Origin of the sequence: Sulfurirhabdus autotrophica (assembly GCF_004346685.1) — a bacterium.
Classification (GTDB): Bacteria; Pseudomonadota; Gammaproteobacteria; order Burkholderiales; family SMCO01; genus Sulfurirhabdus; species Sulfurirhabdus autotrophica.
Genome location: NZ_SMCO01000001.1, coordinates 265,675 through 280,001, shown reverse-complemented (window position 1 = coordinate 280,001; position 14,327 = coordinate 265,675). Strand labels below are relative to the sequence as shown.

Sequence of the window (14,327 nt, the reverse complement as noted above, 5' to 3'; positions counted from 1 at the left end):
AATGTTTTTCCTGTGAAGATTTCGAAATAAATTTGTAGATGATAATTATCTACTACAATATCTAGAAATTAGTCCACAATCTATTTCTTCAGATTATATTGTATAAGTGTTTCAGTTCAGCTCGTAAATTCACGTTAAAAACGTGGCACTTCAGGGTTGAATCCGCCCTTGTCACCTAGCTGTTAGCTCCGGTTATTCAGGAAAATCATAAACTCATCCAATGGCACAGGTTTGCTGAATAAGTACCCTTGGAAAGCATGACAGCCGCGCAATTCGAGAAATTGGCACTGCTCTTCATTTTCTACGCCCTCAGCAATGACGTTTAATCCAAGTGTCTCAGTCATGGCGATGATGGTTTGCACGATGGAAGCATCGTTAGCATCGCTTACAATATCGCGAATAAATGATTGATCAATCTTGATTTGACTCAATGGTAAGCGTTTCAGATATTGCAACGAAGAATAACCGGTGCCGAAATCATCCATCGAAAAACTCACTCCAAGCATTTCAATTTCACGCATCTTGGCAATGGTCTCCTCGATGTTTTCCAGCATGGTACTTTCGGTCAATTCCAGCTTTAATAGCGATGGGTTTGCGCCGCTCTCTAGCAATACTTGCTGCATTTGGTTAACAAAATCCACTTCATGAAATTGCTTTGCACTGACATTTACCGCCAGCGTGAGGTCGCGGGTCAATGCATCATTTTGCCACGCGGCAAGTTGTGTACAGGCTATTTGAAGCACACATTTCCCTATCGGGATGATTAGACCTGTTTCTTCGGCTAATGGGATAAATTGGGCAGGAGATATCAAACCGTGTTCAGGATGTTGCCAACGCAATAACACCTCTGCGCCAATGGAATGGCGCAAATTGTCCACTTGAATTTGGTAATAAAGACAAAATTGTTGATTTTTGAGTGCAAGGCGCATCTCATCTTCCAGTTCTGCGCGGGTATCAATGGCGAGTTGCATAGAAGCGTCATAAAAGCGAATGGTATTGCGGCCACTCGTTTTGGCTTGATACATCGCCGTGTCGGCATATCGCAGCAAGTCATCAGGATTTTCCTGATGACTAGTAAACAAAATGATGCCAATGCTCGATGTGGTGTAGCAAGAACGTTCTTTAAGCATATAAGGTTCGCTCAAGGTCGCGCGAATCTTTTCAGCAACCATCTCGGCTTGAATTGCTGCCTCGTCGGTATCAGTGCTGAGTGTTTCCAGCACAACCAGAAATTCATCGCCACCCAATCGCGACACAGTATCGCCTTCTCGTACACAGTATTGCAATCTTTTCGCTACTTCGATAAGCAGCAAATCTCCAATCTCATGACCTTTCGTATCGTTAATGGTTTTGAATCGATCGAGATCAATAAATAGTACCGCGCCATATTGTCCATTGCGGGTGCTCGTTGCAAGCGCCTGATTCAGGCGGTCCATCAATAAACGACGATTAGGAAGTTGAGTCAGTGCATCATAGAATGCCATATGTTGAATTTTAGCCTCAGCATCCTTGAGGTTTGTCACGTCATAGAACCAGCCTAGAACTGCCTGTTTATTCTCATATTCCAGCATGAAGTAAGAAGCCAAAGCCCAGGCCGCTTGTGCGCCGGGAATTTTTAACTCAACCATCTTGTCAGTAACCGAGAATCCTTTTTCGAGCTGCTGGAGAACATTTTTATAATCCTGTGGATTTAAATAGAAAAGTATTGGATCTGTTCCAACAACCTGCTCTCGTGGCAAATTAATCAATTCTGCATAGCGTTGATTAGCAAATATGACTTTGTGACTCGAGGAATCAGTAATTCGAACTGCGATTGGGCTGGTTTCAAGCATGTAGCGGAATCGCATTTCATTTTTACGAACCGTTTCAAATGGCGCCCTGATGTTTATGATGAAGGTAGCCCAATAAAGCAGAGCATAAGCCACCACTTTGTAGACATGCCCGAATATGTTCTGAAAATCAGATGGTGCGACATAAGCAGTAAACGAAATCTCACCGATACCCATTACAAAGGATGACACGGCCAGTAAGTAATATCTGGTCTCGCCGCTGCGGTTTGCACGCTGCCACAATAAAATAGCTACAACAATATAGAGTAGACAGAGCGAATATTCGTAGTATGCCTTGAATGATGTGACACCCTGGCCATTTATAAAAGTAACTGGGAACGCTTCTATACTGTAGGATCCAAACCATATCAGCAGGGCTGAAATCATGACCCCTAACAGTAGTGATAGCTTGCGTGACAAAGGAAGAGTCCAGTTGATCGCGAGCAACCACATGGTGACAACTTCAAAAGTGCGCCCCATCAGCCAGAAAAAGATCGCTCGCGGAGTGCTGCTCTCGGTCAGGAAAGGTGGCATCCCTTCGTAGGTAAGAGCATGCACAAGATCGCAACTGGCAACAATTAAAAAACCGCAGATCAAAATATTGGCGGAGTGCTCATATTTTGTGTCAAACGTATGCCATGATATTGTTACTACATGGATAGCAATGATGATGGCGAACAGCTCCAGCAACAAGTGCACCGCCAGCATGCTAGTTTGCCCATGTGCCACCTTCGTGATCGGAGGTATTGTCATTGTGATAAACAAAGCAAAGATAGCCAGTACACAAAATGCCAGAGCAAATTTTTTTAGTCGTGCATTCGCTTTCAGGTCTCTCACGCTCAATCCGGCAACTGGCCGCTCAAGCATATAATCAACAACAGGATTCAAATGAGCTTCCTTATGAATATCGGATTCACCCGCCAGAGTAATTATTATTTCAGTATTCTGCCATTAGAAACAATGGCTAAAATTTCATGAGTGGAAGTTGAATACCTTCCAGATCTTAGCCGATTTACTCAATATATTGCCTCGGTTACCGATCCATTTTAGTGCGTACCATTTATATAAATATTTAGGTCATCAACCTGTATCGAGTAAACGATATTGAGTGCAGAAGGGCAATTTACAATTCAATTTACCACTTACATAAAAAGCTGATTTGCACATGTGGCATATTATGCTCTTGTTCTGGGCAGACCGCTATATGATACTGAGCAGACCCTTAGTGGCTTCAGTATGATCGTCTTTAAGGGGCTTGAAGCGAAGTTAATATATTACCTATACGAGATGCAAAATAAATTCGTAGACCCTATTTTCAACGACAGTGACGAGAAAATAGTTCGAGACTGGTTCTATAGATTATGTTGGAATAACTTTTCATATTAGCTGAGCTTGCTAAAATTTTACATTGCTCATTACTGAAAACTAACCATCACACGTAATCCGGAACCATTTTTCGGTGCGCCTAGTGTAATTACAGCGCCATGTAATTCAGCTATTCGTTTTGCAATAGATAAACCCAGCCCACTTCCCATAGCTCGTGTCCCCATTCCTCTGTAAAAACGCTCGAATACCCGCTGTTGATCTTCTGCGGTAATCCCCGGTCCGGTATCAGTAACGCTCAAAACTGTATGGCCGTTTTCTGTCATAATTTCAACTGTTATCTTACCGCCTTCTGGTGTGTAGCGAATAGCGTTATCTACCAGATTTCGCAGGAGTATACCTAGTGCGGCACTGTCTCCTGATACATTGATTAATGAGTGCGGTGTCAGGCTCAAATCAATATGCTTGGCGATAGCTTCAGGAGCCAGATAGCTTAAAACACTGACTGCCAATCCCTGCAGATCAACTGGCTCACGCTTGCCTAGCCCTATTTCCGGGTCTAGCCGGGCAAGTGTCAGGAGTTGCTCCACCAAGTGGGTAGCGCGGTCTACGCCAAGGTCGAGTTGTTCCAGCGCGTGCTGCCGGGTTGCATCATCTGTAGCACGTTTAGCGACCTGGGCCTGGGTTTTTAGCGCAGCTAGCGGGGTGCGCAGTTCGTGGGCAGCATCGGCTGTGAATTGACGTTCGTGATCGAATGCTTGTTCCAAACGAGCAAATAATCCATTGAGCGCATCAGTCAGGGGCTGAATTTCTTCAGGGACATGGCTTGTGTCAAGGGGTGCTAAATGCTGCGGAGCACGTTGCGCAACATCGCGTGCTACCCGTTTGATCGGGGAAAGCCCCTGACTAATGCTGATCCAAATCAAGAATGCCAGTGCGGGCAGGGCGAACAGGATAGGGTAGAGTAGTTGCACGGCAATGCCTTGAATCAGTTCATTCCTGACATCGTGCCGCTCTCCTACTTGAATGTGCAATTTATGTTGTGCATCCCAGTGAGAAAATATACGCCATGGATGGCCTTCAATCTGGATATCGCTAAAGCCATCATTGGTAGCGGAGAGTGGCGATATGGGTGCGCTGTTGGAACGCAGGAGCAGTTTGTTTTCTTTGTCCCATATTTGAAAGGCAATTTTCTTTTCATATTTGTGGAATTGCTCGTCAAATTCTATTTCAATTTCATCTGAATCATGCCCTGATTGAGCGAGCAGGACATGAGCAGATTGCGCCAATTGTGCGTCAAATAATTCGTCTATTTCGTGGTGAGTCCTGATATAGCTCATGATGGCAGTGATCGCCCAAAGTACGGCAACAGTAGCAATTACCAATGTAAGCAGGCGGCGTCGGATGGAGATTGGGGCTTGTTCAGACATTTTTTGCCTTATCCACCATGTAGCCGACACCGCGTACGGTGCGTATCAGTTCTGTACCGAGTTTTTTGCGCAGGTGGTGAATATGAACTTCAACCGCGTTACTTTCTACCTCATCGTTCCAGCCATAAAGTTGTTGCTCTAGTTGTTCCCGCGACATCACACGACCCGAATTTTCGAGCAAGGCTTGCAATACGGCAAACTCACGTGTGGAAAGTTCTATTGGTATGCCAGAGGAAGTGACAGAATGGGCTGCAGGGTCAAGCATAATATTGCCATGAATGACTTGCGGGGTGGCGCGCCCGGTGTTACGACGCAGCAATGCACGGATACGTGCGGATAGCTCGTCCAGATCGAAAGGTTTAATAAGGTAATCATCTGCGCCGCTGTCCAGACCCTTGACCCGATCAGCCACTGTGTCTCGTGCGGTCAGAATGAGTACTGGTATGGTGTTGCCGGATTGACGTAATTGCTTGAGTAAATCCAGTCCGGACAATTTGGGTAAACCCAAATCAAGGATTATCAGAGAATAAGTTTCCGCCTGGATGGCTAGCTGAGCTGAGGCACCATCCTGTACCCAGTCGACAGTAAACCCTTCCTGCATAAGACCGGCGCGCACGCCGTCTCCAAGCATTGTATCGTCTTCAACTAATAATAACCGCATGTATGTTCCATCGTTGGTATCAGGCATAGATTAACAGCGTTAACGAGGAATGCGAACATTGTCCTCAGAAAAATTGCCTTTTTCAGCACCACTGTGACACGCTATGCAATTGGATTGACTACCTATTTTTTGACTTTTCCATGTTGCGGGGCTTATTTCGTCGTGTTTTCCCTGAAAATACGCAGTTTCAGTAACACGTATTGGCACAGACTTCGCCGGTATGGAACTGGCGATTTTGGCTGAACGGCGTGAGCCGCTGTGATCAGCACTATTGGTTGCCAGAAATTGCAAAATTTCCTGTTGGGTTGCTTTATCCAGACTGGCATTTTCACCAAAATGTTTATCCAGACCACCCATCAGCTTGCGCCAGGACCTTTCTGGCAGCAAACCTGGATGATATAGCATATGGCAGCTTGCGCATTCGGCTTGCCATTTTTGGTTTGAGACGATGGGTAATGAGCGGTTTCCGCCACCTTCATGGTCGTCTGCCAGAAGATACCCAGTAGCAAAAATAGCACCAATCAGCGTCCCTAATTGTAAAGTTTTACGTATCAACATGATCGATCCTGTTATTTAATAGAGAGGAGGTACGCAATGAAATCGCTTTTTTCCTGTGCTGTACAGGTTCGCTCCAATACGTCCTGACAATTACGGCGAAACCATTTTTCTGTTTTAGCTAAATCGGTAAACCGCTGGGCATTGGCGCTAGTCGCCATAGGTAAAATTTCCTTGTTGGCACGTGTTTTGCCATTTTGTTTTGGATTGTCGGTATGGCATGTTGCGCAACTGACCTTGTCACCGTTACTATGTTGGCGAGTAGCATGAAAAAACACATCGCCTTTGCTTGATGAAGATGTTCCGAAGGTAGGGTTCTCCTGTTTTGCCTGTGCTGTATAGTTCTGCAGTGTTTCAGCAGGACTTGCCGCATGTGCATTGGTACTCAGCATGAGCAGGATTAACCAGAAAGCTTTACTCATGATTTTTCTCCTCTGACTCAGATACTCGATACTGATAACCACTCACCATGGATTGTGCCGTGGGTGTTTTGTCCTTCCATTCATGCCAGATCAAGGCTGCAATATGCACAACGATGAACGCAATAATTACGTTGTAGCCAAACTCATGAGGCTCTTTGAATAGGTCCTTGAGCCAGGCACTGTCAGCTAACCAGGGTGAAAGCGGCCCGACGCTGTGCTCGATTGCAGCCAAAGAAAGTCCTGTTGCTGCCATCATAAATAATATAGCGTACACTGCCAGGTACGCAGCACTTGCCAGTGTGTTATGGCCGAAACCTGATGGTGAACGCAGGCTAAACGAACGCACTGCATTCCACCAATGGCTGGGGTACCACATATCAGAAAAGCGTGCATGCTTTGGCCCGACTATCCCCCACACAAGGCGTGCAACAAGCCCAGTAACCAGCGCATAGCCGCCGTAGATATGTATCAGCCAAAGCGTTTTTTCACCAGGACCGTTTCCGAAAAATTCTGATAGGAGTACGGTAATGATCATGAATAAAATGGCGATGCCGTTCCATGCATGGATCAGCCTCAATACACCATCGTATGTTTTTCTGCGTTCATATGTGATTGTTTCCATAGCTTTTCACCTCAAAAAGAAACTTGCTTGAGATGAACTGTACGCTGACTTTCTTAACACAAACTTAACGTATTTAAAGTAATGCTGATATGAGCGTGCGAGTTAGTTTTGATAGCAAAAATGATATGAGAGAAAAACTGGGAAAGGTATTTGAAATAGAGTCAGGTGCGGTGTGACATAGCATCTAGCTATGTCACACGTTTATTATGCCTTGGATTTTTTACCGCGAATGACGCGACCAAGTGTCAGGCCCTGTACCAAGATAGAGAAGACCACAACCATGTAGGTAACGGCAAGGATCAGATCACGATACTCTGAAGGGGGTAGTGAAAGAGCCAATGCTATGGAAATCCCTCCGCGCAGGCCACCCCAGGTAAGTATTTTGATCGCACCCTTGGTAAATGTACGTTTGAATTGCATTGCCAATACAGGGATGGATACGCTGATAAAACGTGCGATCAGTACGACCACAATGGACATGATTCCAGCTGCAACAGTATTCCAGTCCAGTGTGACCGCCAGCACTTCCAGCCCGATCAAAACAAATAGCACCGCGTTCAGAATTTCATCCAGTAATTCCCAGAACGGATCCAGATGTTCGCGTGTTTTCTCCGACATGGCAAAAGCCCTGCCATGGTTGCCTATTGCCAGACCTGCAACCACGATGGCTATCGGGGCGGAGACATGAATGACTTCTGCTAGAGAATATCCGCCAGCGGCCAAAGCAAGGGTGAGTAAAACTTCCACCTGATAATTATCTACAGAACGCAGCAAACGGTAAACGATCCAACCCAGACTAAGCCCCAGTCCTATTCCACCGACAGCTTCTTCTAATAGAAATAAAGCAATATGGGAGAAATCAGGTTCGTGGCCGCTGACCACAATGCCCAGAATGGTCAGGAAGATCACTACGCCTATACCGTCATTGAATAATGATTCACCTGTGATTTTTATTTCCAGGCTTTTGGGTGCGCCTGCACTCTTGAGAATACCAAGTACGGCAATAGGATCGGTCGGGGAAATAAGCGCGCCAAACAGCAAAGCATAGATGAATGGCAAATCTATTCCCAGTGCGTGAATGCCCAACCAGAAAAGCGCACCAGTAATGAATGTCGCAATAACAACGCCTACCGTAGACAGAACTGCAACCGGCAGCTTCTGGCTCGCCAGATCGGAAAGATCTACGTGCAGCGCACCTGCAAACAGTAGAAATGCGAGCATGCCATGGAGCAGTGCTTCGCTGAAATCAATAGAGCGAATGAATGCAGCCGCATGGCTGAGTTCAACCAGCCCCAACTTGCCAAGTGCAACAAAACAAAGAGACATCAGTAGCGCAATGACCATCAGTCCAATAGTAGAAGGCAAACGCAGAAAACGGTGATTCAGATAGCTGGCTATAGCAGCCATAGAGATGAGTACAGCAATAATTTGAAATAGGGTCACGGGAGTTTTTCTTTTTCTGATTAGTGGAGTTAAACTGTGCGGGAACAAATTTGGTAATGTAATAATAGACTTCAACGATGACTTAAAGATTACGAAGATTAGAAACTAAACAACCACCGGCTAAAGCCGGTGGGTTTGAATTACGGACTGAAAGTCCGGATACGCGTCGCCTGAACGACGCGTCTTAATCGGGTTCCATTTTGAAATCATCATTCGGTCTCGGCTCAAAGTGATGTTCCAAATACTGCTCAATCATTTCTTCCGTCATCTGGCCTACCGTGGCACAAAAGTACCCTCTTGCCCAAAAGTGCCTGCCCCAATATTTCTTTTTCAGGTGTGGAAACTCTTCGAACAGCTCGCTCGATGTGCGCCCCTTGATCCGCCTCATAATCTCGCTTGGCGCCATGGTCGGTGGGCAACTAGCCAGAATGTGCACATGATCCTTGCTCACCATTCCTTTTACTATCCTGATCTCAAAGGCTTCGCAGGTCTCTCGCACCAACTCCCGAATTCGCTCCGCAATCTCTCCTCTCAGCACTTTGTAACGGTACTTCGTCACCCATACAAAGTGATACTCAATTTGAAAAATCGTATGGCTACCTTATCTGCATTCCATGACGCACCTCCCTTCATGCGGCATATTATCGCAGCTAAAGCTGACCGGCTAAAGCCGGTGGTTTAAACCTTATGATGGAAAATTAAACGCTAGAATCTAAGTATCATAGACCATTCCGCCCCTGTCAAATGGCAAAGCACCAATTTTTGGTAGGATCGAAACTTATAATCAGGCTATGTGTTCAAATTTTTCATGATATGAAAGCAAAATGTGGTGGTTTTGAAACGCTTGAATAAAAACGAGCTTGCCCGGTGAAGTGCCGGGCAAGTAAAACCAATTGGTGAATTGCCAATTACATGTCGGATGAGTCAGGAAGATTGTAAACTTTTAAATCCTTCGCGGTTTTGATTTTACCCGTGTAGCCCTGTGCACGAATCAGGGTTTTTACTTCATCCAGTCGTGGCTCGGTAATGGGCGTCAGGTGAGATAACACCAATGTTTGTGCATGAGCCTGCCGTGCGACGACACCCATGCGGCTAGGTGTAGTGTGCAATTGGTAAAACAGGGCATCTTTGGGATTAACTGAAATGTCCGGCATGGTGTCTGTAATTGCTGTGTCGTAAATCAACATGTTCGCACCTTCGGATAGCGTAATCATATTGTTTGTTTTGGAGTTGGTATCTCCGGAATAGGCGATGCTTTTCCCCTTGTAATCAATACGAAATCCCAAAGCCGGTACAGGGCCATGGAAAACGCCAATCGCCTTGATCACAAGTCCGTTTTCATTGACAATTTCTTGTACTGGCGGTGGCAGTCCGGCACTCGCAATGGCAGGGGATACATCAGTTGCCGTGTATTTGAAGTCGCCTCCACTGATAGCAGGTGCAAATGCATTCAGGTAACGTTCCACACCGGCTGGCATGTCGTAGTGATTATGCACGTATTCACTTGAACCAGGATATTGCGTAATTTGCGTATTGGGAAAGGTGACGCCATTTGCACCTGGGCCAAATATCCGGATGGGTGCTGTGCGATACGTTCCTGCGCTCTTGTTGTGAAAGTAAATGGTTTTTACTGCAGCAGATAAATCGCCCGTATGGTCGATATGCAGGTGGCTTAACAAGACAATATCCAAGTCTTTAATATTGGCACCACTTGCTGCAAGGCGTTGATATGCGCCACCGCCTATATCCATCAAGATGCGCGGTTTACCGTCAAGAAATATCAAATAACCTGCGCTTGCACGGCCGCTGGCAGTGGCCATAGGTCCACCTGAACCCAAAACCATAACTGACAAATCACCACTGACTTCATCAACAGCCAGTTTTTGTGGTTTTTCCTGACCATTTTGATCGGCATAAGCCAATGGTGCTGATAAAACAGCTGTGCAGAGAGCCACGGTTGAAAGTGTGCGTACAAAATGTGATGCTTTCATGAAACCTCCAATTATTATATAAATATTTTTCTGTTCATATTACAAAGTATTGCCTTTTTACTATAACAAACAAATCATTGATTGGTTGCATTATTATGCTTATTTATTTGCTGATCATAATTGTTTAGCATGATGTAAAATACTGATACCTTAGTACCCAATTACGATCTCGTTTAACATATAATCTTCGACTTTTATTTTTGAATATATATTTCAGCCATGACCCGTCAGCACCTTTTTTTACGCGAATTACGCAAATTATTTGATTTGCGCTCGGACATGGATGAACCTGCGGATATCGAGGCCAGTATCCGACATGGTGTCAAAACACGGGGAACCAATCTGTGGATTTTGATGTTTGCCATTCTGGTAGCCTCTATCGGCCTTAACGTTAACTCTACAGCCGTCATTATTGGTGCCATGTTGATCTCCCCCCTAATGGGCCCGATCATGGGCATTGGATACGGAGCAGGGGTAGACGACTTCCAGCTTATCAGGCAATCAGCCCGTAGTTTGGGCATATTTATATTTCTCAGCCTGCTGACCTCTACACTCTATTTTGCGTTAACGCCTCTCACTCAGGCACAATCTGAAATATTGGCGCGCACCGCACCTAATCTATGGGATGTGCTGATTGCCTTGTTTGGCGGAATGGCGGGTATCATAGGTGTAACACGCAAAGAAAAAAGCACAGTGATTCCCGGTGTGGCCATTGCAACAGCGCTAATGCCGCCGCTTTGTACAGCCGGGTACGGTATCGCAACTCGCCAGCCTATATTTTTTCTTGGTGCATTTTATCTGTTTACTATTAATGCTGTTTATATTGCGTTATCCGCATTGCTGTTTACTAAATTATTACGTTTGCCTAGGCTAAGTTTCCCATCGCCTGCAAGCCAGAGACAGGCACGGTTAATTATTTACACAGCCATTATCGTCACGATTGTCCCTAGTGTTTATCTAGCTTTCAATCTTGTGCAGGAGGAAGTTTTTAAAACAGATGCTAACCGTTATCTGAAAATGATGACGCATTCAGAAAAAAATCTGTTTATTCTGGAAAAAAACATCGACCCTAAAAGCCATGAAATCACCCTGACAATTGCCGGTAAAGAACTTGATAAAGCGACGCTAGAGCGTTTAAACGCTCAGCTTTCTGAATTTCAGCTAGCAAACACAAAACTGATAGTGCATCCATTGCAACAAGAAAATAGCGTTGATTTAAGTATGGTGAAAAATGAAGTGCAACAGGATCTTTATCGTAACAGCCTGCATTTGCTTGAAACGAAAAATGCTAAAATACAGCAACTTGAAGATGTTATACGGAATGAAAAAGACACCCGTAGTAAACAGGCTGAACAAGTCAGTGAGTATGTTCAAGTACGTGAAGAGTTAAAGGCCCAATATCCAGAAATAAAAAATGTGCTGATCACTCACGGTAAAAACATGCCAGAAAACACAAAGGCAGCTGATAAATCGGCTATTGAATCTAAAACTGACGATACTTTGATTGTATATCTTGAAGCGCGTGTCACTGTACGTAATGCCACTAAAATTCGTATAAAAAACTGGCTTAAAACACGTTTTGATATTGAGAATGTCTTTGTGGTAAGTAAACGAGTTTAACTATGCCATCATCACGTGATGCTACTGATTAAGCTGAACTTAAATCGGGATATTAAGTAAAAAATAACTCGACATACGTGCCAAAATGAACTTTTTGGGGATTTATTGGACGAACTTAAGAATAGTGGTATATTAAAAACGATACGCAATACTAAGCAAGTACATGACGAAAACCTTTAAAGCCTTTTTACTCGTAACATTGTTGCTGACACTGCCGCTGCGCAGTTTCGCATCAGTGATGCTTGTGCACGGCCAGGGTCATAATCATGATGCGAATGCTGTAATGTATCAGATGGATGATGCATCAACGATGAAACATCACCATGACCATGGCAAGCGCCATGACAGCAATCACGATAAAAAAGCTGATACTTGCAGCACATGCGGTGCCTGCTGTACAGGTGCACTGTCCAACATATTCAATAATCACGTTTTTGCGAACCACTTTACCGCATCACAGCCTGTTGCTTTTCTGAATCACCCCTATCCCAGTTTTTTCCCGGACGGCCCTGAACGCCCTCCTCAAACCTCATTTCATTGAAAGCTTGTTCGCTATAGCACGTGTTTGCTGTTTTTATAGCTGAACTTGCTGTTATTCCGTGCGTTACAAGTGAATATATAGCACTGTTTCGCACACAGATTTCAACAATGAATGAGGTATTCCATGAAGTTCCTGCTTAAGCTTTTAGCTACAGCTACTCTGGCCTTGCCAGTTTCCATAGTGTGGGCCCAAACTCCAGACCCGGCCGATGCCAATGCGGCTGTGCCGCCATATGTCTACAAATCCAGTTTCAGTCAGTTCTTTTCCTATCAAGAGAGTGATGTTCAAGACTGGACTAAGACCCAAAATGCAACTAAGCAAAATGGTGAGCCTATGGATATGGGCAATATGAAAATGCCGGCCACAAAGGACACACCAAAACAAAACGGCGGAAAAGCCGGACACCAAATGCATAACATGCACAACATGTAGGAGTCAGAAATGATAACGAATAAAAAACAACCGTCTACGAAACTCAGATTGCTGGCAGGCATCACACTGGTTGCGCTACTGGGTGGATGCGCCACGTTTTCGCCTGATGGCGGGTTCAATAGCGTTGAATCAGTCGCCAAGGAGCATCTTGGCAAGGAAGTAAAATGGGTCAAGACCGATGAAGACAGGCAGAAGGTCTATGCTCAAGTCACTGCAATTTTAGCCAAACCCCTGACAGCAGACGATGCAGTTCAAGTAGCATTGCTCAACAATGCAGGTTTGCAAGCGACTTATTCAAATCTTGGAATCGCTGAGGCTGATCTGGTGCAGGCTGGACGCTTGCATAATCCTGGCTTTTCTTTTCAGCGCCTTGAAAAAGCAAACGTTTTCGAATACGAAAGAAAGTTCATCTTTGATGTTTTTGGTTTGTTAACGATGCCAACCCGAACTGCACTTGAGCAACGTCGATTTGATCAGACTAAACGGCGTGTTACTGGTGAAGTTATGCGCATAGCAGCAGATACGCGACGAGCTTATCTGGATGCGGTAGCAGCACAGCAAACCGCTCGTTACATGGATGATGTCAGGGATGCGGCAGAAGCGAGCGCGCAACTGGCAGACAGGATGGCCAAAGTGGGAAACTGGAGCAAGCTGGACCAGGCAAGACAGCAAGTTTTTTATGTGGAGGTGATGTCGCAAGTTGCACGTTCTCATCAAGCCGCCAGATCAGAAAGAGAAAAGCTGACCCGGTTGATGGGGCTATGGGGAGCAGGCGCACAGTTTACCCTTTCTGAGCGGTTACCTGATCTGCCTGCCGCACCAAGAGAAATTAACAATCTGGAACAAACTGCGATGTCCCAGCGAATGGACGTTCAAATGGCAAAACAGGAAGTGGAAGGCTTGGCCAAATCACTGGGCTTAACTAAAGCCACCCGTTTTATCAATGTGCTGGATGTCAGTTACCTTAATAAAAGCACCGCAGGCGAGCCTAATCAGACCGGGTATGAAGTAGAGCTTCAAATTCCGATTTTTGATTGGGGTGATGCCAAGGTGGCGAAAGCAGAAGCCATGTACATGCAAGCGGTTAACCGAGTTGCTGAGATAGCTGTGAATGCCCGTTCGCAAACCCGAGGTGCTTATTCAGCCTACAGAACCGCTTACGATATTTCCCGACATTACCGTGACGATCTGGTGCCGTTGCGCAAAAGAATTTCGGAGGAAAACCTGCTGCGTTACAACGGCATGCTGATCGGCACATTTGAATTGCTTGCTGATGCGCGGGAACAGGTGTTGAGCGTTAATGCGTACATAAGCACATTGCGCGAATTCTGGTTGGCTGACACAAATCTGAAAATGGCTTTATTGGGGGCAGGAACAGATTCCGGCATGAGCACATCAGGCGATACAGCCATGCCTGGCGAATCATCCGGCGGCCATTAATTAACAAGGATAAATGAC

General features: G+C 45.3%; 13 protein-coding genes. 4 read left to right on the top strand and 9 right to left on the bottom strand.

Translation table 11 applies throughout. The annotated features are described in order from the left end of the window. Positions 1–182 precede the first annotated feature (182 nt). From EDC63_RS01410 to EDC63_RS01370, 9 genes are all read right to left on the bottom strand, one after another. Entirely contained in the window at positions 183–2,717 is a 2,535-nt protein-coding gene (locus tag EDC63_RS01410) for a bifunctional diguanylate cyclase/phosphodiesterase (protein ID WP_124947731.1), read from the bottom strand. Positions 2,718–3,244: 527 nt separating this feature from the next. Continuing rightward, positions 3,245–4,582, bottom strand: coding sequence for an ATP-binding protein (locus tag EDC63_RS01405; protein ID WP_124947732.1), 1,338 nt, complete (start codon positions 4,580–4,582; stop codon positions 3,245–3,247). After that, positions 4,575–5,243: a response regulator gene (locus EDC63_RS01400; RefSeq protein WP_124947733.1), complete on the bottom strand. Its 669-nt coding sequence runs from the start codon at positions 5,241–5,243 to the stop codon at positions 4,575–4,577. Before EDC63_RS01400 ends, EDC63_RS01405 begins: the two co-directional genes overlap by 8 nt. Before the next feature lie 39 nt (positions 5,244–5,282). Continuing rightward, positions 5,283–5,801, bottom strand: a complete 519-nt coding sequence (locus EDC63_RS01395; protein WP_124947734.1) for a diheme cytochrome c — start codon at positions 5,799–5,801, stop codon at positions 5,283–5,285. Between the two features lie 11 nt (positions 5,802–5,812). Next, positions 5,813–6,220, bottom strand: a complete 408-nt coding sequence (locus EDC63_RS01390) for a DUF1924 domain-containing protein (RefSeq protein ID WP_124947735.1) — start codon at positions 6,218–6,220, stop codon at positions 5,813–5,815. Next, positions 6,213–6,842, bottom strand: coding sequence for a cytochrome b/b6 domain-containing protein (locus EDC63_RS01385; RefSeq protein ID WP_124947736.1), 630 nt, complete (start codon positions 6,840–6,842; stop codon positions 6,213–6,215). The genes EDC63_RS01390 and EDC63_RS01385 overlap by 8 nt, the downstream gene beginning before the upstream one ends. A gap of 204 nt (positions 6,843–7,046) precedes the next feature. Beyond that, complete coding sequence (locus tag EDC63_RS01380; RefSeq protein ID WP_132920862.1) at positions 7,047–8,285, bottom strand: cation:proton antiporter; 1,239 nt, start codon at positions 8,283–8,285, stop codon at positions 7,047–7,049. Positions 8,286–8,469: 184 nt separating this feature from the next. Further along, positions 8,470–8,874 (bottom strand): IS200/IS605 family transposase, encoded by a 405-nt coding sequence (tnpA, locus tag EDC63_RS01375; protein ID WP_223272270.1) that lies wholly within the window; start codon positions 8,872–8,874, stop codon positions 8,470–8,472. Positions 8,875–9,193: 319 nt separating this feature from the next. After that, positions 9,194–10,276, bottom strand: a complete 1,083-nt coding sequence (locus tag EDC63_RS01370; RefSeq protein WP_124947737.1) for an MBL fold metallo-hydrolase — start codon at positions 10,274–10,276, stop codon at positions 9,194–9,196. Positions 10,277–10,495: 219 nt separating this feature from the next. On the opposite strand from EDC63_RS01370, the gene EDC63_RS01365 reads away from it, so the two are divergent. The 4 genes from EDC63_RS01365 to EDC63_RS01350 all read left to right on the top strand — a co-directional run bounded on the left by EDC63_RS01365 (position 10,496) and on the right by EDC63_RS01350 (position 14,309). Further along, positions 10,496–11,896: a DUF389 domain-containing protein gene (locus tag EDC63_RS01365; RefSeq protein WP_124947738.1), complete on the top strand. Its 1,401-nt coding sequence runs from the start codon at positions 10,496–10,498 to the stop codon at positions 11,894–11,896. Positions 11,897–12,059: 163 nt separating this feature from the next. Continuing rightward, entirely contained in the window at positions 12,060–12,437 is a 378-nt protein-coding gene (locus EDC63_RS01360; protein ID WP_124947739.1) for a hypothetical protein, read from the top strand. A gap of 123 nt (positions 12,438–12,560) precedes the next feature. Continuing rightward, entirely contained in the window at positions 12,561–12,869 is a 309-nt protein-coding gene (locus EDC63_RS01355; RefSeq protein ID WP_124947740.1) for a hypothetical protein, read from the top strand. Between the two features lie 9 nt (positions 12,870–12,878). Beyond that, entirely contained in the window at positions 12,879–14,309 is a 1,431-nt protein-coding gene (locus tag EDC63_RS01350; RefSeq protein WP_124947741.1) for a TolC family protein, read from the top strand. Positions 14,310–14,327: the final 18 nt, after the last annotated feature.

What these genes read in the sequence shown, in the direction of transcription:
- EDC63_RS01405 (WP_124947732.1), bottom strand. Translation starts at nt 4,582, where the DNA reads ATGTCTGAACAAGCCCCAATCTCCATCCGACGCCGCCTGCTTACATTG.
- EDC63_RS01400 (WP_124947733.1), bottom strand. Translation starts at nt 5,243, where the DNA reads ATGCGGTTATTATTAGTTGAAGACGATACAATGCTTGGAGACGGCGTG.
- EDC63_RS01395 (WP_124947734.1), bottom strand. Translation starts at nt 5,801, where the DNA reads ATGTTGATACGTAAAACTTTACAATTAGGGACGCTGATTGGTGCTATT.
- EDC63_RS01390 (WP_124947735.1), bottom strand. Translation starts at nt 6,220, where the DNA reads ATGAGTAAAGCTTTCTGGTTAATCCTGCTCATGCTGAGTACCAATGCA.
- EDC63_RS01385 (WP_124947736.1), bottom strand. Translation starts at nt 6,842, where the DNA reads ATGGAAACAATCACATATGAACGCAGAAAAACATACGATGGTGTATTG.
- EDC63_RS01370 (WP_124947737.1), bottom strand. Translation starts at nt 10,276, where the DNA reads ATGAAAGCATCACATTTTGTACGCACACTTTCAACCGTGGCTCTCTGC.
- EDC63_RS01365 (WP_124947738.1), top strand. Translation starts at nt 10,496, where the DNA reads ATGACCCGTCAGCACCTTTTTTTACGCGAATTACGCAAATTATTTGAT.
- EDC63_RS01360 (WP_124947739.1), top strand. Translation starts at nt 12,060, where the DNA reads ATGACGAAAACCTTTAAAGCCTTTTTACTCGTAACATTGTTGCTGACA.
- EDC63_RS01355 (WP_124947740.1), top strand. Translation starts at nt 12,561, where the DNA reads ATGAAGTTCCTGCTTAAGCTTTTAGCTACAGCTACTCTGGCCTTGCCA.
- EDC63_RS01350 (WP_124947741.1), top strand. Translation starts at nt 12,879, where the DNA reads ATGATAACGAATAAAAAACAACCGTCTACGAAACTCAGATTGCTGGCA.